At 60.2% G+C, this 24,770-nt stretch carries 19 protein-coding genes; 11 read left to right on the top strand and 8 right to left on the bottom strand.

Annotated features, from left to right (window positions below):
- Positions 1-302: 302 nt before the first annotated feature.
- Entirely contained in the window at positions 303-3,275 is a 2,973-nt protein-coding gene (locus AA0535_RS13125) for a TonB-dependent receptor domain-containing protein (protein WP_264816954.1), read from the top strand.
- Positions 3,276-3,369: 94 nt separating this feature from the next.
- Here AA0535_RS13125 and AA0535_RS13120 read toward each other — a convergent pair whose 3' ends face one another.
- On the bottom strand, positions 3,370-4,425 hold the full coding sequence (locus tag AA0535_RS13120) for a glycosyltransferase family 32 protein (protein ID WP_264816952.1): 1,056 nt from the start codon (positions 4,423-4,425) through the stop codon (positions 3,370-3,372).
- A 10-nt stretch (positions 4,426-4,435) separates the two neighbouring features.
- Positions 4,436-7,360 carry an ATP-dependent DNA helicase gene (locus tag AA0535_RS13115; RefSeq protein WP_373319342.1) on the bottom strand — a complete coding sequence of 975 codons (2,925 nt, stop codon included), beginning with the start codon at positions 7,358-7,360 and terminating at the stop codon, positions 4,436-4,438.
- A 282-nt stretch (positions 7,361-7,642) separates the two neighbouring features.
- On the opposite strand from AA0535_RS13115, the gene AA0535_RS13110 reads away from it, so the two are divergent.
- The 3 genes from AA0535_RS13110 to AA0535_RS13100 are packed head-to-tail and all read left to right on the top strand — an operon-like array spanning position 7,643 to position 12,122.
- Entirely contained in the window at positions 7,643-9,262 is a 1,620-nt protein-coding gene (locus AA0535_RS13110; RefSeq protein ID WP_264816950.1) for a lysine--tRNA ligase, read from the top strand.
- Positions 9,263-9,306: 44 nt separating this feature from the next.
- Positions 9,307-11,400 carry a lysylphosphatidylglycerol synthase domain-containing protein gene (locus tag AA0535_RS13105; RefSeq protein WP_264816948.1) on the top strand — a complete coding sequence of 698 codons (2,094 nt, stop codon included), beginning with the start codon at positions 9,307-9,309 and terminating at the stop codon, positions 11,398-11,400.
- Entirely contained in the window at positions 11,400-12,122 is a 723-nt protein-coding gene (locus AA0535_RS13100; RefSeq protein WP_264816946.1) for a MarC family protein, read from the top strand. Before AA0535_RS13105 ends, AA0535_RS13100 begins: the two co-directional genes overlap by 1 nt.
- Before the next feature lie 53 nt (positions 12,123-12,175).
- On the opposite strand, the gene AA0535_RS13095 is transcribed toward AA0535_RS13100, so the two are convergent.
- Together AA0535_RS13095 and thpR are read right to left on the bottom strand one after the other, a co-directional pair.
- Positions 12,176-12,772 (bottom strand): uracil-DNA glycosylase family protein, encoded by a 597-nt coding sequence (locus AA0535_RS13095; RefSeq protein WP_264816943.1) that lies wholly within the window; start codon positions 12,770-12,772, stop codon positions 12,176-12,178.
- Positions 12,769-13,344, bottom strand: a complete 576-nt coding sequence (gene thpR, locus AA0535_RS13090; RefSeq protein WP_264816941.1) for an RNA 2',3'-cyclic phosphodiesterase — start codon at positions 13,342-13,344, stop codon at positions 12,769-12,771. Before thpR ends, AA0535_RS13095 begins: the two co-directional genes overlap by 4 nt.
- A gap of 321 nt (positions 13,345-13,665) precedes the next feature.
- On the opposite strand from thpR, the gene AA0535_RS13085 reads away from it, so the two are divergent.
- On the top strand, positions 13,666-14,448 hold the full coding sequence (locus tag AA0535_RS13085) for a Bax inhibitor-1/YccA family protein (protein ID WP_264816938.1): 783 nt from the start codon (positions 13,666-13,668) through the stop codon (positions 14,446-14,448).
- Between the two features lie 461 nt (positions 14,449-14,909).
- Here the strand turns inward: AA0535_RS13085 and AA0535_RS13080 are convergent, their stop codons facing one another.
- Positions 14,910-15,044 carry a hypothetical protein gene (locus AA0535_RS13080; RefSeq protein WP_264816936.1) on the bottom strand — a complete coding sequence of 45 codons (135 nt, stop codon included), beginning with the start codon at positions 15,042-15,044 and terminating at the stop codon, positions 14,910-14,912.
- Here AA0535_RS13080 and cyoA point away from each other — a divergent pair.
- Genes cyoA through cyoD form a run of 4 tightly spaced genes read left to right on the top strand, consistent with a single transcriptional unit; the run spans position 15,044 to position 18,923 of the window.
- Positions 15,044-15,973: a ubiquinol oxidase subunit II gene (gene cyoA, locus AA0535_RS13075; protein WP_264816934.1), complete on the top strand. Its 930-nt coding sequence runs from the start codon at positions 15,044-15,046 to the stop codon at positions 15,971-15,973. The genes AA0535_RS13080 and cyoA overlap by 1 nt on opposite strands.
- Positions 15,974-15,979: 6 nt before the next feature.
- Complete coding sequence (gene cyoB, locus AA0535_RS13070) at positions 15,980-17,968, top strand: cytochrome o ubiquinol oxidase subunit I (RefSeq protein WP_264816932.1); 1,989 nt, start codon at positions 15,980-15,982, stop codon at positions 17,966-17,968.
- A 2-nt stretch (positions 17,969-17,970) separates the two neighbouring features.
- Positions 17,971-18,588, top strand: coding sequence for a cytochrome o ubiquinol oxidase subunit III (gene cyoC, locus AA0535_RS13065; protein ID WP_264816930.1), 618 nt, complete (start codon positions 17,971-17,973; stop codon positions 18,586-18,588).
- Positions 18,588-18,923 carry a cytochrome o ubiquinol oxidase subunit IV gene (gene cyoD / locus AA0535_RS13060; RefSeq protein ID WP_264816927.1) on the top strand — a complete coding sequence of 112 codons (336 nt, stop codon included), beginning with the start codon at positions 18,588-18,590 and terminating at the stop codon, positions 18,921-18,923. The genes cyoC and cyoD overlap by 1 nt, the downstream gene beginning before the upstream one ends.
- 233 nt (positions 18,924-19,156) lie before the next feature.
- Here cyoD and fdxA read toward each other — a convergent pair whose 3' ends face one another.
- The 3 genes from fdxA to AA0535_RS13045 form a co-directional block, all read right to left on the bottom strand.
- Positions 19,157-19,489 (bottom strand): ferredoxin FdxA, encoded by a 333-nt coding sequence (gene fdxA / locus AA0535_RS13055; protein ID WP_264816925.1) that lies wholly within the window; start codon positions 19,487-19,489, stop codon positions 19,157-19,159.
- 153 nt (positions 19,490-19,642) lie between these two features.
- Complete coding sequence (locus AA0535_RS13050) at positions 19,643-19,936, bottom strand: RNA-binding S4 domain-containing protein (RefSeq protein WP_264816923.1); 294 nt, start codon at positions 19,934-19,936, stop codon at positions 19,643-19,645.
- Complete coding sequence (locus tag AA0535_RS13045) at positions 19,936-22,512, bottom strand: helicase-related protein (RefSeq protein ID WP_264816921.1); 2,577 nt, start codon at positions 22,510-22,512, stop codon at positions 19,936-19,938. The genes AA0535_RS13050 and AA0535_RS13045 overlap by 1 nt, the downstream gene beginning before the upstream one ends.
- A gap of 108 nt (positions 22,513-22,620) precedes the next feature.
- On the opposite strand from AA0535_RS13045, the gene AA0535_RS13040 reads away from it, so the two are divergent.
- Together AA0535_RS13040 and AA0535_RS13035 are read left to right on the top strand one after the other, a co-directional pair.
- The gene (locus AA0535_RS13040) at positions 22,621-24,036 is read left to right on the top strand and encodes a leucyl aminopeptidase family protein (protein WP_264816919.1); all 1,416 of its coding nucleotides are present in this window, start codon (positions 22,621-22,623) and stop codon (positions 24,034-24,036) included.
- 269 nt (positions 24,037-24,305) lie between these two features.
- A complete protein-coding gene (locus AA0535_RS13035) occupies positions 24,306-24,710 on the top strand; it encodes a MarR family transcriptional regulator (protein ID WP_264816916.1) in 405 nt (134 codons plus the stop codon).
- Positions 24,711-24,770: the final 60 nt, after the last annotated feature.

Genomic DNA, 24,770 nt, shown 5'->3' with positions numbered 1-24,770 from the left:
GCCGCTCGCTCGGTGTGGAGGTGATCTCCATAGGGATGATGAGAAATCCGTTCGTTCGGATTTCTTTCCGGGGGAGACGCTTCCTCGGGGCACGTTTCCAAGTGAGTCCTATTATTTCAAAAGTGTATCTATAATAAACAAAAGTAATATATGAGTTCAATTTACAACGCAGGTAAGTAACGTTGTGACAAAAATACAATGATCGCCTTCTGTGCGTGCTGATCTGAAATAAGCCTCTGGACGTGATTTCGTTTGTGAAATCTTTTCGCTTCCAGAACGCCTTACTGGAGGTCGAAAACATCATGAAGATCATCAGGAACAAGCGAAGACTGCTGCTTGTCTCCACACTTGGAGCCGGACTGGCTCTGGGTCAATTCCACGTTGCACAGGCTGCTCCCGCATCGACGGCATCAACGGGGACGACAACTCACAAGGCCCATAAACGTGCGGTATCCAGAAGCGCACAAAACGGCCTTCGCCGCCCGGCTGCGGCCCCCATCGTGGCAACGCCTGCTGCTACGGCTGCCATGCCTGTCACGCGTTCGGCCACGGCACAGCGCAGCGCCTTCGCGCCCGTCGATGATTCGGCCGCCCGTGGTGGGAGCGAAAACATCGTCGTGACCGGTTCGGCGCTCAGCACGTCGAATAACGCCAATGCCAATCCGGTGCAGATCGTGACGTCCAAGCAGATCATGCAGACAGGCGCCACCACGGTGGGCGACTATCTGCAGCGTCTGCCCTCGGTCGGCTCTTCGGGCACCTATAACTCGCAGACCAACGGTACGGGCGGGTCGTCATGCGTCGATCTGCGTAACCTCGGCCAGAACCGCACGCTGGTGCTCATCGATGGCAAGCGCACCACGCTCAACGGCAATAACAGCTGCGTCGACCTGAACACGATCAACGTCTACCAGGTTCAGAGCATTGAAATTCTCAAGGACGGCGGCTCTGAACTCTACGGCGCCGATGCGGTTGCGGGCGTCATCAATATCAAGATGCGCCACGACCTGAACGACGCGAACATCACCGTTCGTGGCGGTATCACCGATGTGGGCGATGGCCAGACGGGCCAGATCTCCGGCTACAAGGGCTGGAATTTCGATCACGGCAAGGGCAACGTGACACTGTTCGGGTCGTACATGACCAAGAGCGGCATCATGCAGCGCAACCGCGCCTGGTCGCGTAATGTGCAGACCAATGACCCGACCGACGCGTCCGATCTGCTGTTTGGCTCGTCCATCCCGACCACGGGCAAGTATTTCACGGATTCCGGCACTTATGTGCCGAATGCCAGCGGCACCGGCTATCACACCGCGACCTCTGCCGATCGGTATAATTACGGCTCGCAGCAATCCCTGACGAATTCGCTGCAGAACTCCACGCTGTCCTTTGACGCGCATTATGACGTGAACAGCCATTTCACGCCCTATGCCAATTTCCAGTACAGTCACCGTACCTCCAGCACCACTCTGGCGCCGGAGCCGATGACGGGCAGCATCTACCCGTCCAATCTGCCATCCAGCCTCGTGATTCCGGCCGATGCGCCGTACAACACCTTTGGCGAAGATGTGCTGATGTACAAGCGCTATGGCGAGTGGGGCAACCGTCGGACCGAGACGGCAACAGACACCTATACCGCCATCGCTGGGGCCAAGGGCGAGATCACCCATGGCTGGATGTACGATCTGTCCTACACCTATGGCTGGAACCAGGTGACCTCGCAGATGTCCGGCGTGGGCAATTATGCGAAGCTTCTGCAGGAATATGGTCTGGAGCAGGTCGACCCGACCGATTCAAGCTCGGCTCTCGTGTATAACCCTTCGGTCTGTCAGGCTTCTTCGGGGTGCGTCCTGTCCGATCCGTTCAAGCCGCTCTCTTCGGCTGCTGCGGCGTATTCGAATTATACCAGCCACGATCACTATTATTACCAGCTGCGCGACCTGAATCTGCGTATGCATAACAACCATGTCGCAACCATGCCCTGGAAGGGCGGCGGCGATCTGGGCTTCGCGCTCGGCATGGAACATCGTGGTGAACAGCTGGCCTATCATCCCGACGCCGTCGTGGCTTCTGGCGATACGCTGACCAATTCGGCCTCCTATACGGGCGGCGGATTCAACGTCACGGAAGGCTATCTGGAAGGCAAGGCCACGCTGCTGCGTGACGTGTTCCTTGCGAAGGATCTCACCATCGATGCCCAGGGGCGCTATTCGTCCTACAGCACCTTCGGTGGCACCAAGAACTGGAAAGCCTCGATCAACTGGGCACCGATCCGCGATATCCGCTTCCGCGCCACGATCGGCACCTCCTATCGTCAGCCTAATGTCTACGAGCTCTATTCGGGTGGCAGCCTTGGTTATGCGTCGGCGACCGATCCCTGCGCCCAGGCCAGCTCCTATGGGTCGCTTTCGGCCAATGTGGTCGCCAATTGCGCCAAGCAGGGCATCAACACCTCAACCTTCGTTGCGGCAAACTCGGGTCAGGTGCCGACGCTTTACGGTGGTAACGCTTCACTGAAGCCGGAAACCGGCCGCACCTATACAATCGGTACGGTGATCACGCCGCGCTGGGTGCCGGGCCTCTCTGCTTCGGTGGAATACTGGCATTACACGATCAAGAACATGGTCTCGTATCTGAGTTCCCAGTACATTCTCGATCAGTGCTATACGGGTGCCAGCACGAATTATTGCAATAACATCACCCGCGTCTCGAGCACAGACCAGCTGGACTCGGTGACGGATTACTACGCCAATATCGGCGGTCTGCGGACGAGCGGCATCGATTTCGATCTCGATTATCGTATCCGCGTGACGCGCAAGGATGTGGTGACGCTGGGTAACAACTTCCAGCAGCTCATCAGCTATCTGCAGCAGAACGAGCCGGGCGGGCAGTGGTACAATTATGCCGGTCGCCTGATGTACCAGTCGGGCACGGGCCAGCCGCGCGTGCGTGACTATGCGACGGTCAACTGGCAGCATGGAAACTGGGGCGTCACCTATATGATGAAGTATACGGGTGGCATGGTCTGGAATAACGGATCGCAGGATCTGAGCACGGCCCTTGGCTATGGCCGCTACAAGACCCCCGGCGTGTTCTCGCATGATCTGACGATCGATTATCGCCTGAACAAATGGACGTTCCAGGCGGGCGTGAACAATCTGTTCGACAAGCAGCCGCCCTTCGTGGCCGATGCCTCGACCAACAGCGCCGCCGGTCTTTATGGCGACCTTTATTACGGGCGCTATGTGTTCCTGCAGGCCGGGGTCAATTTCTGATCCCGATGCGCGCCCCGGCATTCATGCCGGGGCGTCACATTTCCCGCGGCCCTGACGGGCTAGGCGTCCGATGGCGCGCCGGATGCGCGCAGATTCAAAGGCGATAGGTTTCATTCCCTGTTACGAGGGCCGTCTGAGCGGTACGATAATCGCTGCCGCTGCGTGCGCGATGGTCTTCCACCACTGAATAAATGAGGCCTTCCGTTTCGGAGTCGATCATCCTGTGCGGATGATCGTCGCGCACAGGATAGATGGCTTTGGTAAAGGCATGCGGTCCGGTGACGTTGAACGTCGTGACCGCGCCAACCCCATGCAGATCGGGGCGATAGATCGCGATCCTTGTCAGAACGAGCTGGATAACCCTACGCAGATAGGGATGAAGCGGTCGCGCGATCAGAAACCATTGCTGATACTCGCCGCCTTTCACATGGGCTATGGTGGCACCGAGCCCCCAGTTCCTGTGCACGCCGGACCCTGACATGTTCCATTGCGAGAGGATGAAGGCATCGTCTTCACGCAGGATCGCATCGAGAGGGCGTGCCGTGGTGGATTTCAGATCGAGATACACGCCGCCCAGCTTAAAGATCAGCAAATAGCGGAACAGATCGGCCTTGGCCGCGCCATATTCGGGCCCGATCATCAGATAGAGCTTGAGCACATCCCAGCCATAATGCTCGGTGATGAACTCGAAACGCGCGGCCTCGTCCCAGAGGGTGACTTCCCAGCCGGGATTGATCGCGGCGGTACGCTCGATATTGGCGATGAGCGCCGGGTCGAGCGTCGCTCGGTCATTGCAGATGAAATGCAGTCGGCGCGGTATGGGCGAGAATGCATCCGAGGCGGGGGCTATGGCGGGAAATCGCCTCAGGGCGAGGCAGGAGAGGGTGCTCGAGCTCAGACGGTCCATCGCCTCGTCACGGGTTCCGTCAGGCGCGCAGGACCAGATCCTGCCGGTTGCATCGCGCAGGTGATAGAGGGCGGGCGACGTCTGATACAGGGTCAGCCCGGCTGGCGCATTGACCATAAATTGTCTGAGCGGATCGATGCCAAGAAACGGACGTGACGGGTCATCGAGCACGGTACCCTCGATCCGGTCGCCAGTTGCCAGAAGCGCATCGCCGAACAGCGAGATCAGGGCTGTCTCGTTCACGGGACGTGCCTCATTCGTCGGCCTCTATCCCCGAAATAGACCCTGTATGCGGGATGCCGCCGGTGTCGAACCGGGGCAGGAACGCGCCGATTTGTCGAACAGCCTCCGCAAGACTGACCCGCTCGATAGACACCCCTTCCGGAAAGGCGGAGAGCAGCCGCGAGGGCATGCGTCGGTCGAGAATGACGAACACACCCCGGTCATCGCCCTTGCGTATCAGCCGCCCGAAGGCCTGACGCAGCTTCATGCGGGTCAGCCTGTCATCGTAATCGCGCGGGTCATCGGGGGAGAGAGCCTTGCGCCGTTCGCGATGCAGGATATCTGGGCGGGGCCATGGTGTGCGCTCGAAAACGACCAGACGCAGCGCCTGACCCGGCACATCCACGCCGTCGCGCATCGCATCGGTGCCTAGCAGGCAGGAATGGAGCTCGGTACGGAAGATATCGACCAGGGTGGCGTTATCCATCGTATCGACATGCTGGGCATAGAGCGGCAACCCGGCTTCGTCGAGTGGTGCGGCGATACGCTGATGGACGGCGCGCAGGCGCGAGATGGCCGTGAACAGTCCAAGCGCGCCGCCTTGTGATGCCAGAAACAGCAGGCGGTAGGCGCCAGCCAGTGCATCGAGATCATTCTGCGGTATATCGGTCACGACGAGCGCGCGCGTCTGGCTGGCGTAATCGAACGGGCTGAGCAGGGAGGCCCTGAAGGGCGGCTTGATGAAATGCGGGGTTCCCAGACGGATCTCGGCCGCATGCCAGCTCTGCTCGACCTGTCTCGGATCGGGGCCATCGTCCTTTCGGGCGGGCGTCTGGTCGCGTAACGTGGCCGAGGTGATGAGCATGCCATGCGCCGGGCCCTGCATGACCGAGGCAAAGGGAATGGTCGGGTCACGCCAGTGGCGATGGAGTCCGATATCCTGTTCACCTGGGCGTCCAGGAATATACTCGGCGCGGATGAGGTCGATATAGGCGCTCTGGCCCTCGTCCTGCAAGTCGAGCACGGTATCGAGCATGGCGATCCAGCCTTCGACCCGCGCGATGGCGCGCCGGCGCAGGGACCGGATCATGGCCTCTATGCGCAGGCGCTGCGCCGCTTCGAGCGCGTCGTCGGGCTCACTCAGCAGCGCTTTCAAACGCTCTACAAGGGTATTGAGCGGTGCCAGCAGGCGGCGCAGTGCCGTGTCGAGTGGGGCGGTGGCCTCTCGCAACGCCTCGCCCGCAGGATGCAGCCCGCATTCCGAGGAGTCGTTTCCCTGCGCGCCGATACGGCGTGCCTCAAGCTGAGCCCTCAGGGCCTGGAAGAACTGTTCGGAGGGATTGGTGATCAGTTCCGGCACCGCAGGCTGCGGGGCATCGTCCTGACCGTTCAGGCGGCCGAGCCAGCCGGGGGCAGGAAGCCCGTGGGCTGCCCCCAGTATGGCCTCAAGCGGGGCATCGAGCACCGGCGATCCAGCGACCAGATCCTCCAGCCTGCGACGGAGCCCGCGCGCCCGCGAGCGGCTTCCCTCCGCACCCAGCAGCCAGCGCCGCAACTCCGCCGCTTCAAGCCCGGAGAGCGCGAGGGAGAAGGCGCTATCGGCAGCTTCAGGCAGATGATGCCCTTCATCGAAGAAATAACGGGTCGGGAGCTGGTCCTCATCGGGCACGTCGTCGCGCCCCAGGCTGGACCAGCTGGCCTGTGACAGGACAAGGGCGTGATTGGCGATCACGAGCCTCGCACCCCGTGCGCGTCGGATGGAATGCTCGACGAAACAGGTCTGGTAGTGCGGGCAGGCGCCATGGATGCATTCGCCCCGGCGATCCGCCATGCCGAACAGGGTGCCGGCGCCGAAGATATCGCCAAACCAGCCCGGAAGATCGCCCCCCATAAGATCTCCGTCTTCGCTCGCCTCGGCCCATCGGGCCAGCATGGCAAGACCGATCAGGGCAGGAAACGAGGGTGCAGGGCGCGAGGCAAGCGTGTTGACTGCATCTTCCATGTTCAGAAGGCAGAGATAATTCTCGCGTCCCTTGCGCAGCACGACCGCGTTGCGTCTCTCTGACTCGTCGGGATAGAGACGACTTACCTCCTGCTCGATCTGGCGCTGGAGATGACGCGTATAGGTCGAGATCCAGACGGGCCCGTCATTCTGCTCCGCCCAGACGCTGGCAGGGGCGATATAACCCAAAGTCTTGCCTGTACCGGTTCCTGCCTCGGCCAGCACGATTTCAGGAATGCCTGCACCCTCACGGGGAGCCAGAGCCTGCGTCACCGCCGAAGCGTAATCGGCCTGACCGGGGCGTGTTTCCGCGCCTTCGCCCAGAATGCGCGACAGTCGCAGGCGTGCTTCGGCGGGTGCAACCGGGCGGCTGCCCGGCGGCGGGCGCTGGGCCATTTCCTCCCAGCGTGGGAGACGACGCCAGACGCGCAGCGCCTCATAGGGGTGGCGATGCTGACCAGGATTAATCTGCAGAATGGACTCGATAAATCCCGACCATGCCCAGCCCGCGCGGGACAGAAGCGGTAGCAGGGCCCCTAGCGTATCGGCCTCGCGGCTGTCCCTCATGGCGTCGAGTGCCTGACGCATTCTCTCTAGAATGAGCAGGAGGAAATCGGCTTCACAGGGCTCAGGGGGCGTGAGGCCGAGCGCCAGCCCCATGCCGCGCGGCGTGGGCACGACCGAGCGCGTCGGAAACAGGAAGAGAAACAGCTCCAGCAGGTCGAACCAGGGCACGACCTGCCCCGGCGGGGTGAGGCCGAGGCGACGTATGGTTGCCGGCCCATGGATCAGAAGGGGCGGGGGCAGGGTAGCCAACAGGGCCGCTGCCTCACCCGCATCGAGCGACAGGATCTCGCCATCGGGGGTGAGAACCGAGGCACGCGCGCGCGTCGTGATCAGGGCGGGGGCATCATAGGGCGAGGCGCGGGAAGGCGTGGGCATCGACGCCAGCATAGACGCAGAGCCTGTCTACCGCCAGCGCGTGTTCACGCTTCGTCCGCGTATGAATCTCCTGGCTCCGGAAAGAGGGTCCCGGTCAGCCCCTGATCCTTGCAGTCCCTGCGCTGAGACGGAATGGTGGTCCTCGGTAGCGCGACCCCCATGCTCCTGCCTGAGAGCGGCGTCGGACCTGCGATCTCGACAGAGGTATTTTGCATCTTCCCGAGGCAGCCGGGACGGCGCGTAACGCCATGTTGCTTGACCCGGAACGGAACTATTTCTAGTTTTCGTCCAATCATGTCCGACCTTGTCCAAAACACCGCTCCTGTCCCTCCCGATGCTCTCGCCCTGCCAAAAGCCTGGCCGTTCGAGGAGGCGCGAAAAATCGCAGCCCATGTCGAGGCGCGCGGTGGAGAGGCTCCGGCCCTGCTGGAGACCGGATATGGGCCCTCGGGCCTGCCCCATATCGGCACGTTTGGCGAAGTGGCACGTACGACCTGGGTGCGTCTCGCCTATGAGCGTTTGACCGGTCGCAAGACGCGTCTTCTCGCATTTTCCGATGATATGGACGCGTTGCGCAAGGTGCCGACCAATGTGCCCAATCAGGAGATGCTCGCAAAGCATCTTGGTCTACCGCTGAGCCGCATTCCCGACCCGTTCGGTCGCTTCGAGAGTTTTTCAGCCCACAACAATGCCATGCTCTGCGAGTTTCTGGACCGTTTCGGGTTCCAGTACGAATTCGCTTCAGCCACGGATTATTACACCTCGGGGCGTTTCGATGCGGCCCTGCGTCGCATGCTTGAAGTGCATGACGAGGTGGTGGCAACCATCGCGCCGACACTCGGCGCCGAACGCCGCGCAACCTATTCGCCGGTGCTGCCCATCCATCCGCGCACCGGTCAGGTCATGCAGGTGCCGGTGACCAAGGTCGATCCTGTTGCCGCGACCGTGCAGTGGCAGGACCCCGGGACGGGCGAGACCTTCGAGACCTCTGTGCTTGGCGGTCATGCCAAGATGCAGTGGAAGGCCGACTGGGCCATGCGCTGGTATGCGCTGGGCGTCGATTATGAAATGTCGGGCAAGGACCTGATCGACAGCGTCAAGCTCTCGAGCAAGATCTGCCGTATTCTGGGCAAGGCCCCCCCGGCAGGGCTTACCTATGAGCTCTTCCTCGATCAGAACGCCCAGAAGATCAGCAAGTCCAAGGGCAACGGCCTGTCCATCGAGGAATGGCTGCACTATGCGCCCCCCGAGAGCCTGGCGCAGTACATGTTCAACCAGCCCACACGTGCCAAGCGTCTGTTCTTCGACGTGATCCCGCGTGCGATGGACGAGTATCTGGCCAATCTCGACAAGGCTGTCGTGACCGAGGATGAGTCGGCGCTGCGCGCCAATCCTGCCTGGTTCATCCATGGCGGCGAACTCGATACGCGCCTGTCCAGCCCGGTTTCCTTCACGGCGCTGCTCAATCTGGCGTCTGTGGCGAATGCGGAGTCCAGCGACACGCTCTGGAAGTTTCTGCGCCGCTACGATCCGAGCCTCTCGCCCGAGACCCATCCTTATGTGGATCGTCTGGTCGGGCATGCTCTGGTCTACTTCAAGGAATTCGTGCGTCCGGCCAAGACGTTCCGTGCGCCGACCGATCTGGAGCGGGTTGCGCTGCAGGATCTGGCAGACGCCTTGAAAACCGCCGATCCCGGCCTATCTCCCGTCGAGGTTCAGGATATCGTCTTCGAAATCGGCAAAAAGCATCAGATCCAGCCCCTTCGTGCCTGGTTTGGCTGCCTCTATGAGGTTCTGCTCGGCCAGACGGAAGGGCCCCGTTTCGGGATTTTTGCGTCCCTCTTCGGCCTCCCGGAAACGGTCGCGCTGATTGAGGGGGCGCTCGCCCGCGACACATCTGACGCTACAGAGTGAGAGTGACCGTAACAGAGACGATCAGCTTCCTTGGTTGAGGGTTCATGACCGTTCAGGAACAGACAAAAACCTGCTGTGAGGAAGGCGAGTCACGCTCCCCGGGGCTGTGGCGGCGTCTGGCCTGCCGCCTGCCGGCGGTCCTCGGGCTGGTTCTTCTCGTTGCGGCTATCTATGTCATTCAGAAGGAGCTCAAATCGCTCTCGCTGGCGGACATCCGAACGGCGTTCCAGTCCATTCCCGCCGAGGCGCTTGCTGCAGGCGTGGGATGCACGGTGCTCTCCTATTTCATTCTTTCCTTCTACGACCGGCTCGCCTGCTATCATATAGGAACGAAGCAGTCCTTCCTGCGCACTGCTTTCGCGGCGTTCTGCTCCTATGTCCTTTCCCACAACCTCGGGTGTTCGGCCATTTCTGGGGCAGCGGTCCGGTTCCGCCTGTATCGCAACTGGGGTGTATCCCCTGGCGGTATCGCCCAGATCATTGCATTCTGCTCGACAACCTATCTTCTGGGCGCCATGGCCCTTATCGGTGGGGTGTTCCTGTTCGAGCCCGGCCATATTCCGCTCGTCGATCATCTGCCACATCTCGTTCTGCAACTGGCGGGTGCCGCGGCCTGGACGGCTGTCCTTGCTTATCTTTGCGTCTCGTTGCGCTATCGTCAGATGCGTGTCTGGCGATACACGCTGGACGTTCCCGGCTTCCGGGTGGCTGTGGCCCAGGTAGTAGTCAGCGCCGCTGACATGGCCATGACCGCCATGATCGCCTATGTGCTGCTTCCCCCGCAGGCGGCCATCGGCTTTCCGGCTTTTCTGGCAATCTATATCGCTTCTTATACGGCAGGACTTGTGGCCAGTGTGCCGGGCGGTCTTGGTGTGTTTGACGGGGCCATGTTGCTGGCCCTCGGCCCGTATCTGCCAACGCCCCAGATCCTCGGCGTCATTCTCACATTTCGCCTGTTCTATTATATCATCCCGCTCTTTCTCGCCGGGGGAATGTTTGCCGCCCACGAGCTCTTCCTGCGCGGTGATGCGGCATGGGCCCGTCGACGTGGTGCGGTTGCAGGGGCTTTGGCCGTGCGCCGTCCCAGTCAGGTGGTGCGTGAATCCGAAGCCGATTTCTCGGTCACGGTTGCTACGGGTGTCGTGGCGGGAACGGGGATCCTGCTCGTCTTCTATGCTGTCGCGGTACCGGCGCCTCTAGTTGGCAGTGCCTTCACGCATCTCATGCTGCAAGCCGCCGAGTTCATGCTCTGCCTGACAGGTGTCATGCTGGTTGGCGTGGCGGCAGGCTTGGCGCAGCGTGTGACGGCGGCGTGGCGCGCCGCTCTGACCCTGCTCGGTCTGGCCATCCCGCTCGTGATCCTGCGTCAGGGGCCGCTGGCGATACCGCTCTGCCTGATGATGGTGATGTTCCTCATCGCGCCTTTCCGGTCTTGCTACTACCGCAAGGCGCGTCTGTTCTCGGAGCCACTCAGCCCGACCCTCATGGCCCCGGTGACCCTGTGGATTGTCAGTCTTGCCAGCGTGGGGCTATTCGCTCTGCGGCATCACCTCGGGCACTCCTGGTGGCGCTCGCTGATCTACGATGCGCATACCTCTGTTGTGCGCTGGGCGCTGGGAATTTCCGCGCTCTTCGGTATTGTCGCTGTTATCCAGATGCTGCGTCGCAGCCATGTACTGGTGCGGCCATGGAATAGTGAGAGCGAGGTCTTGTACAAAAACCTCGCTCATGCTCTTGAAGAGCTGGGTCCAAGGCGTCCGAGTGGACTTATATTGAACGATAACGGTCGCGCGGGTATTCCGTTTCTAAGGACCGGTCAGTTTATTATTGGCGTAGGAGATCCAGCGGGTGCCGAGGCGGAATGCATTGCCGCAATCTGGCGTTTGCGTGATCTCGCGGTTGAGGAAGGCCGTCACCCGGTCTTCATCAAGGTGGGACAGGCGCTTCTTGGCGTTTATCATGATATCGGAATGACAGTCTGTCCGAACGGGCCTGGGGAGAGCGGTGTCCTGTGCTGTCTGGCGCAGGACCTTCAGGCGGTACGGGCAGTGCTCGAGGGTGAGCATCGGCGCCTGCGCCGTCTGCTGCATTCGCGCAATTTCCTCTCCGTCAAGGCGCGCCACGACAGGGCAGGGTAATGCACCTGCCTCATGTGCTGACCCAGCCTGTCAGTTTCAGCGATGTCACAGCGATCTGGCTCATGGCGTATTCGGCGCTGTTTTCCATCGTCAATCCGCTTGGGGCTTCCCTGATCTTTGCGCAGACGACGCTTGGCAGGCCACGCCCACAGGTTGTCCGGCTTGCCCGTACGGTCGGGTTTTATTCGTTCATCATCCTCATGGTATCGGTCTGGCTCGGCGGATGGATCCTGAGCTTTTTCCGGATCACCATCGATGCGTTGCGTGTCTCTGGCGGGCTGGTGGTTGCATCCCGTGCCTGGACGCTGCTTCTTGCTCCTGAGGAGAGCGAAGCCCGAAAGGAGCGTCAGGTCTTCGATCATGACACGGCGAACCAGGATAATGATCTGGGGGACCGGGCTTTCTTCCCGTTGGCCATGCCGTTTACTGTCGGGCCCGGCAGTATCGCGGTGGCCATTGCGCTGAGCTCAGGGCGCACACTCGGGGCCTCTGCAGCAAGCTATATCATCGGACTGTCGCTTGCGGTTCTCGCGATCGCCCTGACTGTGGTGGTTTTTTACTCCTACGCCGAGCGCATCGTCAGTTCATTGGGTCGTACGGGGGCTCGCATTGTCAGTCGGCTGGCGGCGCTGATCTTGCTCTGTATCGGTATCCAGATCCTTTTTGCAGGGCTCGAGGGGTTTGTGGTCTCGACCATAAGGCATGTCCGCCTGATTCCCTGAGCGTAGCGCTCACCGTGATGGCCCGGTTCGTGACCGATCCGGGCCAGGGCATCTCATGCGAGCGCCTTTCTTATCTCTTCGCGAAGCGCTGGAATGACCTCGCTCTGGAACCATGGCGCGCGTTTCTCCCAGACGCCCGTTCGCCAGGAAGGATGAGGCAGTGGGAAATAACGGGGCAGATACCGGCGAAAATCGCGTACGCGGTCGCTGACAGCGCCCCGGCCGAGCGTGTGATGCTGGCTGTACGATCCAACGAGCAGGATGAGCTGCAATTCTGCGAGATGCTCGAGAACCTGGTCGCGCCATGCGGGGGCGCATTCCGGGCGTGGCGGTTTGTCGCCCCCATTCGGCAGTCTGCCGGGGTAACAAAGGCCCATGGGAAGGATGGCCACTTTGCGCGTGTCGTAGAATTCTTCCTCGGTCAGGTTCATCCAGCCACGCAGACGCCTGCCGGACGGATCATAAAAGGACTTCCCGCTCTCATGCGCGATCGTGCCCGGAGCCTGGCTGGCAATCAGGATGCGCGAACCCGCAGAGACGTGGATGAGTGGCCGAGGGCCCAGCGGCAGATGTTCGGCGCAGATCGTACAGTGACGAACGCGGGTGACCAGGCTGTCCAGGCTTTCCGCCCTGTTGTCACCGCCGATCATTCGCGCTGCATCCAGGATTCCTGCCCGAGGAGCATTGCATCACCGAGCGGGTACTCGGCGCAGACCTCATAATGCGGGACGTCACTGGTGCGATATGACCTGAACAGGGTGAAATGCTCGGCTGTGAGCGCTTTTCCCTTCATGAGATTGTTCTGCTGCACCCACCGAATAATATTGGGTCCTGCATCGCCCTGGCCGACCCCGAGAGATATGTGCGGCTGAAAGCGGCGTTTCTCCATGGCAATGCCGCAACGACGCAGCGTCGCTTCTATCCGCGACTGCAGCGTGACAAGGCCGGTGGAGGGTGAAATCGTTGCCACAAGGCGGAACCGTCCGGGCTGGCTGATGACCCCGACACCGGCGGGTTCGATCTGGAATGCGTCACTACTCAGCCTGGCAAGCGCATGGTCGAGTTCCTCGAGCATGGGTCGGGAGCGGATATCTCCGATAAAGCGGAGGGTGAGGTGATACGTATCGGGCGGGTACCAGACGAAACCGGGAAGCTGACGACGAAGGGATGAGAGGAGACGCTTGTGCTCGCTCGAAATCTCGAGCGCCGTGAAGAGGCGCATTAGTGTTTCCTGCGTCTTGTAGTGGTGGAGGGGATCGCGCCGGCGATCTGGCGGGCTTGGGTGACGGGCTCCCTTCGTACCTGAGCATCGTTTCACCTGGCCTGTTGGAGCCCTGGATGATGCCCGGTGCAATTCGATGGCGCGAGGCCATGCTTTTGCATTATGATCACGGGAGATAACGCGCCGCAATGCTGCGGTTTCCGTCGAGCCGTGCTGTGTATCTTAGAATGTCGGGATACGCGCCTCACTTGACCGCTATGTTAAAAACGCCACATTGAACCACGGAAAGGCCAGTCTGGCCGTATTTCAGGAAAGGGTGTCATGGCTTTCGTTCCAAATTCTCGTTCTGGCAACACACCGGGTAACGCGGGTAGCGCCAGGGTCGATACGGTCGATGCCGGTCTGCGCGCTTACATGCTCAGCGTCTATAACTGGATGACGGCCGGTCTGGTCCTAACGGGCTTCGTAGCTTTCGGTGTCGCCGAGACCTCGCTGCGGGATCTCTTCTTCCAGCAGGTCATTACCTCCGGTGGTATTGCAACCCGCCCGACAGGGCTTGGCATGCTGACCATCTTCGCCCCGCTGGCTTTCGTCATGGTCATGTCCTTCGGGGTGAACCGTCTGTCGCGTCAGGCTGCACAGGGGCTCTTCTGGGCATTCTGCGCGGTCATGGGGGCGAGCCTGTCGAACATTCTGATCGTCTATACCCATACCTCGGTCGCCAGCACGTTTTTCGTCACGGCCGCAACATTCGCGGCCATGTCGCTATGGGGCTACACCACCAAGCGTGATCTGAGCTCGATGGGGTCGTTCCTCATGATGGGGCTGATCGGGCTCATTATCGCAGGGCTGGTCAACATGTTCCTGCATAGCCCAGCCATGTCGTTCATGATCAGTCTGATCGGTGTGGTGCTGTTCACGGTTCTGACGGCGTTCGACACGCAGCGTATCCGCGCGACCTATCAATACTATCTGTCCTATGTCGGGCCAGAGGAAATGGCCAAGCGCAGTGTTTATGATGCGCTTTCGCTTTATCTGAACTTTATCAACCTCTTCACCTTTCTGCTCCAGTTTATGGGCGTTCGTAATAATAACAATGGATAGATAGTCTGATATCAGACGTCTTTATTTAACGGGGTGTCCATGTGGGGCGCCCCATTTTTGTTTATCCAGACTATTTCGGTCTAATTAACTTGCCATTTCTATCTGAACTAAATCTAAAAAATCGGCAATGAAATGCGGCGGAATTACGCATAAATGCTCCAACGCCCTGATTTCCAACGTGAATCTTTGTGGTCAAATTGTGAACAGGTCCCTTAAAACTCAGCATCAGTGCTTGCTTTGCGGGCCAATCGGGCGGAAACAACAGAACATAGCTGGGCGCTGATGCCCAGTGTGCAGGCAGGCGCGCTGACCGTTACGGTCAGTCATCCTGTCGAAGTAAGGCGAGGCAAGGACGATGCGTGTCGTGGTCGGACCCATGAATGGCACCGGCAGACGTAACGTTACATCTTCATATGATTGCGGTCGTATGATGATGTCATGTTGCGGCGCGATACGCATGGTCAACTGGAATAGGAGAGATGGATGACATCCCCTGAAGGTGTTGTCGCCATGGTCGACCAAGCCGTGGTCGGGTTGAGCGGCAGCGTAGCGCAGCCAAAGAGCTTGACGGTCGGTTCAACGAGCGGGGCAGACAATGAACAATAGACTTATGCCGAAGTTGCGGCGGCTTTTGCCGCTGGCGCCGGCACTTCTTCTCTCTGGCTGTACGCTCGATCTGCTCGATCCGCGTGGACCGGTGGGAATTCAGAACCGTAACGTCATTCTGATCGAACTGGGTGTGATGCTTTGCATCGTGATCCCGGTGATCGCCATGACGCTGTACTTTGCCTGGAAATATCGCGAGAGCAACACGTCGGCCGAATACCTGCCGAACTGGGATCACTCGACAAAGATCGAATTTTTCGTCTGGGGTGTTCCTGCTGTCGTGATCGTCATTCTGGGCGCGATCGCTATCTGGACGAGCTACACGCTCGACCCGTACCGTCCGCTTCACTCCGCCGAGGCAGCCGGCCGCAAGCCGCTGAACGTCGAAGTTGTGGCGCTCGACTGGAAGTGGCTGTTCATCTACCCGGATCAGGGTATTGCAACCGTCAACCAGCTTGCTGTGCCGGTCAACACGCCGATCAATTTCCGCATCACGTCTGACTCGGTCATGACGTCGTTCTTCATCCCGCGTCTCGGCTCGCAGGTTTATGCGATGGCCGGCATGCAGACCCAGCTTCATCTTCTGGCCAGCGCGCCGGGCGATTATCTGGGCGAAGCCGCCCACTACACGGGCCGTGGCTTCTCGGACATGAAGTTCCGTACGCTCGCCATGACGGATGACGACTTCAACCAGTGGGTCGACAAGGTCAAGGGCGCTTCTGACTCCCTCGACTCAGCCGATTACCCGCAGGTTGCAGCGCCTCAGGAAGCGGCTCCGGTCAAGTATTTCGCGCATGTCCAGCCTAACCTCTTCGACAGCATCGTGGCCAAGTACAATAACGGTACGGTCATCGACAAGTCGACCGGTCAGGTCATGCACATGCAGTCCGCCATGTCCGACATGCAGATGAAGGAATAGGGACACATGCTAGGTAAGTTAACACTTTCAGCGATACCGTTGGATGTGCCTATTCTTGTTGGCACGTTCACCGGCGTCGTCATCGCTGCTCTCGCCGTTCTGGGTGCCATCACCTATTTCGGCAAATGGGGCTATCTCTGGCGTGAGTGGCTGACCTCGGTCGACCACAAGCGTCTGGGCATCATGTATATCGTGCTTGCTCTTGTCATGCTGTTCCGCGGCTTTGCCGACGCCATCATGATGCGCAGCCAGCTCGCCCTGGCCTATAATGGCAACCCGGGCTATCTGCCCCCGCACCATTATGACCAGATCTTCTCCGCCCATGGCACCATCATGATCTTCTTCATGGCCATGGCGTTCATGACAGGTCTGCTCAATGTCATCGTGCCGCTGCAGATTGGCGCACGCGACGTGGCTTTCCCGTTCCTGAACTCGCTGAGCTTCTGGATGACCACGATCAGCGCCGTTCTGATCAACGTCTCCCTCTTCATCGGTGAATTCGCTCAGTGCGGCTGGCTGGTCTACCCGCCTCTGTCCGAGCAGCAGTTCAGCCCCGGCGTCGGTGTGGATTACTACATCTGGGCCGTGCAGCTTGCCGGTGTCGGCACGTTGCTGACTGGCGTGAACTTCTTCGTCACCATCGTGAAGATGCGCGCTCCGGGCATGGGCTGGATGAAGCTCCCCGTTTTCACCTGGACGGCTTTCGTCACGGTCGTTCTGATCATGGCAGTCTTCCCGGTTCTGACGGTTACCCTGGCCGAGCTCGCGCTTGACCGTTATCTGGGTATGCACTTCTTCACCAATGATGGCGGCGGCAGCGTTCAGCTGTATCTCTCGCTCATCTGGACGTGGGGTCACCCGGAAGTCTACATTCTGGTTCTGCCGGCCTTCGGTGTGTTCTCGGAAATCACCCAGACATTCTCGCGCAAGCCACTGTTTGGCTACCGCGTGATGGTTTACGCCACGCTTGCGATCGGCGTTCTGTCCTTCATCGTCTGGGCTCACCACTTCTTCACCATGGGCGCAGGCCCGAACGTCAACGCCTTCTTCGGCGTGGCCACGATGATCATTGCCGTCCCGACGGGCGTGAAGATCTTCAACTGGCTGTTCACCATGTATAAGGGCCGTATCCAGTTCAACGGCATCATGTACTGGGTCATCGGCTTCATGGTCACCTTCTCTATCGGTGGCATGACCGGCGTCATGATGGCGATGCCTGCAGCCGATTTCGTGCTGCATAACTCACTGTTCCTGATCGCCCATTTCCACAACGTCATCATCGGCGGTGTTTATTTCGGTTACGTCGCAGGTCTGAACTTCTGGTGGCCGAAGGTTCTCGGCTTCAAGATGAATGAGTCCTGGGGCAAGCGCGCCTTCTGGTGCTGGTTCGTCGGCTTCTATCTTGCATTCGTGCCGCTCTATATTGCCGGCTTCGAAGGCATGACCCGTCGTATGAACCATTACGACAATGCTGACTGGCATGTTCAGATGCTGATCGCTGCAGCCGGCGCCGCCGTCATTGCAGTGGGTGTTGTCTGCCAGCTGATGCAGATCTATGTCTCGATCCGCGATCGTAATCTGGCTGAGAACCGTGACTTCACGGGTGATCCGTGGAATGCCCGTACGCTCGAATGGTCGATGGCTTCGCCCCCGCCCGCTTATAACTTCGCCGTTCTTCCTGACGTTCACGGTATCGATACGTTCCATACCGAGAAGCAGATGGGCCGTCGCAGCTATGAGGGTAAGGTGCTTGCACCGATCCATATGCCGAAGAACACGGCTGCCGGCTTCTTCGTCGGTGCCTTCAGCTTCGTGCTCGGGTTCGCAGCGATCTGGTGGATCTGGTGGCTCGCAGCGCTCGCCCTCGTTGGCGTGTTCGCGACGGTCATCCTGCGCAGCTTCAACAATGATGTGGACTACTATGTCCCGGTCAGCGAAATCGAACGCGACCAGGAAAACTATGTCCGCTCGCTGACAGCACAGGCGGCAGAATAACAATGGCAAATATCTCAGCAACGCCGCACGGCACCGCGCACGGCATCGATGATCACGAGCACCACAACACGAACAACGTGTTCGGGTTCTGGATCTACCTGATGACGGACTGCCTCCTTTTCGGAACGCTGTTCGCCACCTTCGCTGTCATGCGTACCCAGTTCGCTGGTGGCCCGACGGGCAAGGAGTTGTTTGATCTGGACGGGGTAGGGCTGGAGACAGCTCTCCTCCTGCTCAGCTCGATCACCTTCGGCTTCGGCATGATCTCGGCTTACGCCCGCAAGCAGGGCGCGATGCTCGCCTGGCTCGCTATCACCTTCGTGCTCGGCCTCGGCTTCCTTGTTCTCGAAGTCAAGGAGTTCGCTCACCTCATTCATGCGGGTGCCGGTCCGGATCGCTCTGCGTTCCTCTCCGCATTCTTCACGCTGGTGGCGACGCACGGTCTTCACGTGACCTGTGGTCTGGTCTGGATCGCTGTTATCATGGTCCAGAGCTTCAGCTCGCAGGTCTTCAGCACACGCTATATGGACAAGCTCCAGTGCCTGAGCCTTTTCTGGCACTTCCTGGATATCGTCTGGATCTGCGTGTTCACCTTCGTTTATCTGTTGAGTGTGATCTGATGAGCCAAGCATCGACCCATCAACACGAAGGCGAGTCTCACGGCAGCTTCGCCTCGTACATCATCGGCTTCGTAATTGCGGCCATCCTGACGGTTGCGGCTTTCGCCATCGTCGAGATGCACCTCATGTCCCCCGGCATGACCTTCGGGGTCATTGCTGCGCTGGCGGTGGTTCAGATCTTTGTCCATCTGATCTACTTCCTGCACATGAACAGCAGCTCGAGCCAGTCCTGGAACAACACGGCATTTGCCTTCGCGGTTATCTGCGTTCTGATCATCGTCGGTGGAACGGTCTTCATCATCCACGACGTCAGCATGAACATGATGTCGCGCTGACATTGACCTGCATCGTGTCTTGCCCCTGATGGGGTGAGGCATGCTGCACTAAATGCCGCGTATAAACAAAAAGGCCCGGAGGTATTCCCTCCGGGCCTTTTTGTTGTTCAGCGAGCCTCCGGGAACGGTTGGTCCGCTCCCGTATGAACCGTATGAGCCCGTTTTGTCCGGGGCATCACGGTTGATCGGCCGACATCCCCCGGGTTGAATTGCCGGGGGGGCCATAGTCCTGGTCAGTCCTTGTGAGGCTCTGGAGAAAGCATCGCTTCCTTGCCCGGTTTGTCTTTCCAGTCATCGGCATCGGGCATCGAATCGATCTTGCGTGTGATGTTCGGCCACACGGCGGCGTATTTGCTGTTGACCTCGAGCCACGGGGTCGCGCGGTCGTCACTATCCGGGAAGATGGCTTCGGCGGGGCATTCCGGCTCGCAGACGCCGCAATCGATGCACTCGTCGGGGTTGATCACGAGGAAGTTCTCGCCCGCATAGAAGCAATCGACCGGACAGACCTCGACGCAATCCGTGTATTTGCAGCGTATGCAGTTTTCGGTGACCACATAGGCCATTGGTGTCTCCGATCTTAGGCTGGGGCCGCTCGGCCCGAGATGATCCGGGAGGGCAATTCAGCCCTCGGGGAGTATGCAAAAAGGAATGCCGCAGATAGGCGGAACTTGACGTTTCTTGCAAGCATATGTTTGCCCGGGCCCGTGCGGACGCGCTTATTCCCGGTCGTCTTCCTCGATGATCTCGTAGAGTTTTGCTGCATCCGATGCAGAACCCCGCCGGGTTGCCAGAGCCACGACACGCCAGATGCGGACTCCCGCGTGCGGGAAGCCCGGCAAGCCCAGAATGTCACCGATCCTTATCTTGCTGTGCGGTTTGCTCGTCGGCTGTCGGTTGATCCTGATGCGTCCTTTTTCGATCAAAGCAGCGCAATCCTGCCGCTGACGACAGACCCGGGCATGCCAGAGCCACAGATCGAGGCGTTGGTAATCGGGAAGATCGCCACCCATCAGTTTGGCCTGGCACTCAGGCGCGCCAGAACGGCGAACGGTCCCTCCGGCTGGGTAGCGGTCGCATGAGGGCGATTGCCCCGATGCGTTTTGCGGACCGATGCGCGTTGCGGGCGGGAGGCTACCAGCATCGGCGGGGCAGGGGGGCCAAACTGGTTGGGCGGCAGCGGGACGGTCGGGCGCAGTCTGACACCGAAGTCCGGGAGGATTTCTGCAAGCTGGGCTTTGGGCAGGGCGTAGCGGGATGCGAGGTCAGATGGCACCGGGCAGGCGCCGCGCCGGGTCAGACGATGCAAGTCTCCCGATAGTTTCTCCGCGCGATCCAGCCGCAGCCATATCGTGCCTGCACGCATCCAGCCCAGAGCCTCGAGCCCGCGCGATACGGGAGCAGGGTCTTTCATGGATTGGCGCCCGACATCGGGGCTGACTGCCAAGACGACCTGGGTTGCGTCGATGGTCGGCAGAGAGACGCCTGACCAGACAGCAACCAGCCGGGCACGCAAACCCATCGCCGCCGGTTTGAGCAGGGCAGGCATGAAAAGGCCATGAGAGCAAAGGAGAATGCCGAGCCGCCGAAAATGAGCCAGATCCTGTGTGCCATGGATGCCGGGCTCGCGCGGCATGAGGGGGGCCACCCCGCCGCTCTCCATCAGGCGATGGACTACGCCGCGCAGCGGGGCGGAGGCGCGTGGCTGTGCCGCCAGCGCGTAGAGAGGAGCCAGTACGGTTCGGATGCGGGTCTGTACGAAGGTGGTCAAGCGCTCCTGAACGAGGTCACGCTGCTTTGTATCGGCGAATTCACCCCCAAGGATCTGGATCGACGGAGACAGAATGGCGGCACCGCGCGTGAGTCTGGCGATGACTGCGTCTTCCCAGGCCAGATGTCCATTCGCCGTATCGAGTGAGAACGCGTCATCCGGCGAGGCGACAAGCGCCTGAACGCGCCGGGGGATTTCATGCAGCAAGGCGCGCCGTCCCGCGCGAAGCATCAGCTTCTTCTCTGGAAGGGTATCTTCCTGATCCGGCTTCAGGGTGAAGCCTTCGATCGTGCCGACTGAATGGCCTTCGACGATGACCTGTCCTTCACGGGTGACGGCCGATAGCAGATCTCTCGAACCCTCGTGATCGAGCCTTCGCAGCAACGACGTCGCGCGACGATCGACGAAGCGCGCGGTCAGGCGCTCGTGCAGCGCATCAGACAACAGGTCCTCGACTTCCCGAGTGCGCTCCTGCCAGTGAATGGCCCGATCGCTCCAGTCCGTTCTCGCAGCCACATAGGCGCAGACCCGGATCCCTGTCAGCCGATGCATGAGGGTATCGATGTCGCCCTCAAGGCGCGAAAATCCGCTGATATGGGAGTCGAACCATTGGGGCGGGATGCCGCCATCATTGAGCAGGTGCAGGAATAGTCTGTGGCAGAGCCGCACATGGGAGTCGTCACCCAGCTTCCTGAAATCGGGGATCTGGCAGACATCCCATAACAGGCTCGTGGCTTTCTTCCCGCGCGCGGCATCCCGTATCTCAGCCTCTCCGGAGAGGCTCTCGAGTGTCAGCACGTCCGATGCAGGTCGACCGGCAACAAGCCCGCGTTTCGGAGGGGCTGCGTTGAGGCTGTTCAGCAAGGCAGCGGGAGAGCCGAAATCGAGAGCGGCATTACGCCAGCTCACGCGTTCGACAGGGTCGAAGCGATGCGCCTCGATGGCATCGACGAGGGCGTCCGACATGGGACGGGCTTCGCCCGTGGTGCCGAATGTGCCGTCTTTCATGCCGCGTCCGGCACGTCCGGCGATCTGGGCACATTCCTGAGCGGTCAGAGGACGCAGGGAGGAGCCATCGAATTTGGTCAAGGAGGCCAAGGCGACGTGGTTCACGTCCATGTTCAGTCCCATCCCGATCGCATCGGTGGCAACCAGATAGTCCACGTCCTTGTTCTGGTAGAGCTCGACCTGGGCGTTACGCGTGCGGGGTGAGAGTTGCCCCATGATCAGGGCACATCCACCGCGACGTCTGCGGATGATTTCAGCGATTGCATAGACTTCGGCCGCCGAGAAAGCCACGATGGCCGAGCGCGCAGGCAGGCGGGAAAGCTTCGTATGTCCGGTATGGATCAGGCTCGACAGACGCGGTCTCGTATCGATCTCGATCCCGGGCACGAGACGCTGGAGCAGGGGGCGTATGGTTTCGGCCCCCAGAAAGAGGGTTTCGACATTCCCGCGCGCATTGAGCAGGCGATCGGTGAACACATGCCCTCTGTCAGGATCGCTGCTGAGCTGGATTTCATCGACAGCGACGAACTCGACCCTGCGCGTCAGGGGCATGGCCTCTGTCGTGCAGGAGAACCAACGTGCCTCGGGCGGGACGATCTTTTCCTCACCCGTGATCAGCGCCACATGGCGAGACCCCTTGATACGCACCATGCGCTCGTAATTCTCGCGCGCAAGCAGCCGGAGCGGAAAACCGATTATCCCCGATTCATGAGCCAGCAGGCGCTCGAGAGCATAATGGGTCTTGCCGGTATTTGTCGGTCCCAGCACGGCGCGAACACGGCGGGGCATGAAATGGTGCTGGGGCGTCATGTCATGATGCTTGTGCATGAGGAAGGGAATTGCAAGACACTGAAGAAACGGTCGCAAGGACGCCGCAACCGAGGCGGCGACCGGAACGAGAAGGAAAGGTGGAGAGCCATGCGCAAGCCGGAGATGATCTGTCTGGTCAGTCAGACAGGAAACGCGCGAGACGTGCATATTGTCACTCCGGGCAGCGAGATCAACTCTCTGCTGGGCGCGCATGCTGCGGCGCTGATCGAGATGACCGGAGCGCTGGAACCCGGACAACTTTATCTGGTTCCGGGCAACGACGGGGTTAAGCACGCTGTGTTTGTCGCCGATGTCCTGTCTCGCGATGCCGCACGGTTCGGGGTGCTGGCCACGCAGTTGCCACCGGGGGCATGGCAATTACGTCTCGACTCCGGATTGCAGGAATCAGCACCCGGGCTGGAGGCCGAGATCGTCCTCGGCTTCTGCATGGGGGCGTATCGTTATGCTGTGGGGCCCGAACTGGAGTTCCCGGTCAGGCTCGTCATGCCAGAGGGTCGGGAAAATGCTCTGGGGGGAGCCCTGGCAATGGCGCAGGCCATTTGGCTCGGGCGTGATCTTGTCAACATGCCTGCCAATCTGCTTGGGCCGCAGGAACTCGCCGTGGAGGCAGCGCGTGTGGCGCGCCAGCACAAGGCCGAGGTCGAGATCATCGCCGGTCAGGCTCTTGCCGCCGCCTATCCCTGCCTTGCAGCAGTCGGCGCCGGGTCTGACCGGCCTGCTCAGGTCGTCAGAATGACATGGCAAGGAAGTCAGGCCGGGCCGTCTGCACCGCTTTTGTCGTTGGTCGGAAAAGGTGTGTGCTTCGACACCGGGGGGTACGATATCAAGCCAGCCAGCGGCATGCTGCGCATGAAAAAAGATATGGGGGGCGCGGCGCTCATGCTCGCCCTCGCTCATGTCATCATGGCCGCCGATCTCCCCCTGCGCCTCGAGTTGCGGCTCGGCTGCGTCGAGAACAGTATTTCAGGTCACGCCATGAGGCCGGGCGATATTCTCACCACGCGCGCCGGTTTGACGGTTGAAGTTGGCAATACCGACGCGGAGGGAAGACTGGTCCTGAGCGATCTGCTCACGGAGGCCTGCGAATCCTCCCCCGACTGGCTTGTGAACGCAGCGACCCTGACGGGCGCCGCACGCGTCGCCCTCGGCCCGGATCTGCCTGCGCTGTTCTCCAATGATCCGGAATTTGCCCAAATCCTGCTCCAGGCCGGACAGGAGACCGGCGATGCCATGTGGCAATTGCCACTCTGGCATGGCTACGACGCATGGCTCCGCCGCAAAAATGCCCATCTTGGCAATGTGACCGACAAGCCGATGGCAGGGGCGATTACGGCTGCGCTGTTCCTTCAGCGTTTCGTCGAACCCACTGTAAAATGGGCACATATCGACACTTATGCGTGGAATGACAGTGCCAAACCGGGTCGCCCTGAGGGGGGAGAAACGCTTGCACTTCGCGCCCTCATGGACGCAACATTACGAATGATTAATGAAAAGACGCGGTGAGTGTAGGCTTAGTCACTGATCTTCAACAAAAAGATACTAAACCGATTTCAAAAACGAACCTATATGAATGCGTATCGTTCGACGCATGTTGTAGGAATGCAACGCTAATCGGGATCAACCCGCTTCATTCCTAAAGCAAGCGCCGTGAGGACACGCACCCAAGGCGTGGCGCCCATCAATGTCATCGGACATTTTCGGGGTGGCTTACTTGGGCGACGGGTAAGACCATTAGCCGCGCTGCGAGCGCGATGCATTGAGGAGTTTTTTCGATGGCCCAGGCACAGAATGACCAGATGCTTAACCTCCTGCGCGACACGATCGTTTCGCTGGTCCGTAAGGATGGCCCTGATCTCTCGGCACGCCAGCTCGGCGTTTTCCTGACCTGCTATCTGCAGGATGGCGCTCACACGGTTCGCGGTCTGGCGCAGGAACTGAATGTTTCCAAGCCGGCAATCACCCGTGCACTGGACCGTCTTGGCGAGCTCGATCTCGCCCGCCGCAAGGTCGATCCGCTGGATCGTCGTTCGGTTCTCGTCCAGCGCACGCTCAAGGGCTCGGCATTCCTGCGTGAAATGCGTTCGCTAATGAGCGAAGCCTCCGGCACGGCCAAGCCCGCCGCCAAGACGGGCCGTGGCACCGTCGAGCGTATGACGGTCCGCCGCATCGCTGGCTGAAAAAGTCATCTCGCGGGGCCATTCCCCGCTCGGATGCGAGAAACCGCCTTCCTCCGGGAT

This window comes from Asaia krungthepensis NRIC 0535, from assembly GCF_025995175.1.
Lineage (GTDB): Bacteria > Pseudomonadota > Alphaproteobacteria > Acetobacterales > Acetobacteraceae > Asaia > Asaia krungthepensis.
Note: the sequence above shows the minus strand (reverse complement) of the source record. Positions and strands in the feature narration are given on the sequence as shown.

Bases quoted from the DNA above. Each gene is read 5' to 3' on its own strand.
- cyoA (WP_264816934.1), top strand. From the start codon at position 15,044: ATGAACAATAGACTTATGCCGAAGTTGCGGCGGCTTTTGCCGCTGGCG.
- AA0535_RS13040 (WP_264816919.1), top strand. From the start codon at position 22,621: ATGCGCAAGCCGGAGATGATCTGTCTGGTCAGTCAGACAGGAAACGCG.
- cyoB (WP_264816932.1), top strand. From the start codon at position 15,980: ATGCTAGGTAAGTTAACACTTTCAGCGATACCGTTGGATGTGCCTATT.
- AA0535_RS13100 (WP_264816946.1), top strand. From the start codon at position 11,400: ATGCACCTGCCTCATGTGCTGACCCAGCCTGTCAGTTTCAGCGATGTC.
- cyoD (WP_264816927.1), top strand. From the start codon at position 18,588: ATGAGCCAAGCATCGACCCATCAACACGAAGGCGAGTCTCACGGCAGC.
- AA0535_RS13125 (WP_264816954.1), top strand. From the start codon at position 303: ATGAAGATCATCAGGAACAAGCGAAGACTGCTGCTTGTCTCCACACTT.
- cyoC (WP_264816930.1), top strand. From the start codon at position 17,971: ATGGCAAATATCTCAGCAACGCCGCACGGCACCGCGCACGGCATCGAT.
- AA0535_RS13115 (WP_373319342.1), bottom strand. From the start codon at position 7,360: ATGCTGGCGTCGATGCCCACGCCTTCCCGCGCCTCGCCCTATGATGCC.
- AA0535_RS13110 (WP_264816950.1), top strand. From the start codon at position 7,643: ATGTCCGACCTTGTCCAAAACACCGCTCCTGTCCCTCCCGATGCTCTC.
- AA0535_RS13035 (WP_264816916.1), top strand. From the start codon at position 24,306: ATGGCCCAGGCACAGAATGACCAGATGCTTAACCTCCTGCGCGACACG.
- AA0535_RS13105 (WP_264816948.1), top strand. From the start codon at position 9,307: ATGACCGTTCAGGAACAGACAAAAACCTGCTGTGAGGAAGGCGAGTCA.
- AA0535_RS13095 (WP_264816943.1), bottom strand. From the start codon at position 12,772: ATGATCGGCGGTGACAACAGGGCGGAAAGCCTGGACAGCCTGGTCACC.
- thpR (WP_264816941.1), bottom strand. From the start codon at position 13,344: ATGCGCCTCTTCACGGCGCTCGAGATTTCGAGCGAGCACAAGCGTCTC.
- AA0535_RS13085 (WP_264816938.1), top strand. From the start codon at position 13,666: ATGGCTTTCGTTCCAAATTCTCGTTCTGGCAACACACCGGGTAACGCG.
- fdxA (WP_264816925.1), bottom strand. From the start codon at position 19,489: ATGGCCTATGTGGTCACCGAAAACTGCATACGCTGCAAATACACGGAT.
- AA0535_RS13045 (WP_264816921.1), bottom strand. From the start codon at position 22,512: ATGACGCCCCAGCACCATTTCATGCCCCGCCGTGTTCGCGCCGTGCTG.
- AA0535_RS13050 (WP_264816923.1), bottom strand. From the start codon at position 19,936: ATGGGTGGCGATCTTCCCGATTACCAACGCCTCGATCTGTGGCTCTGG.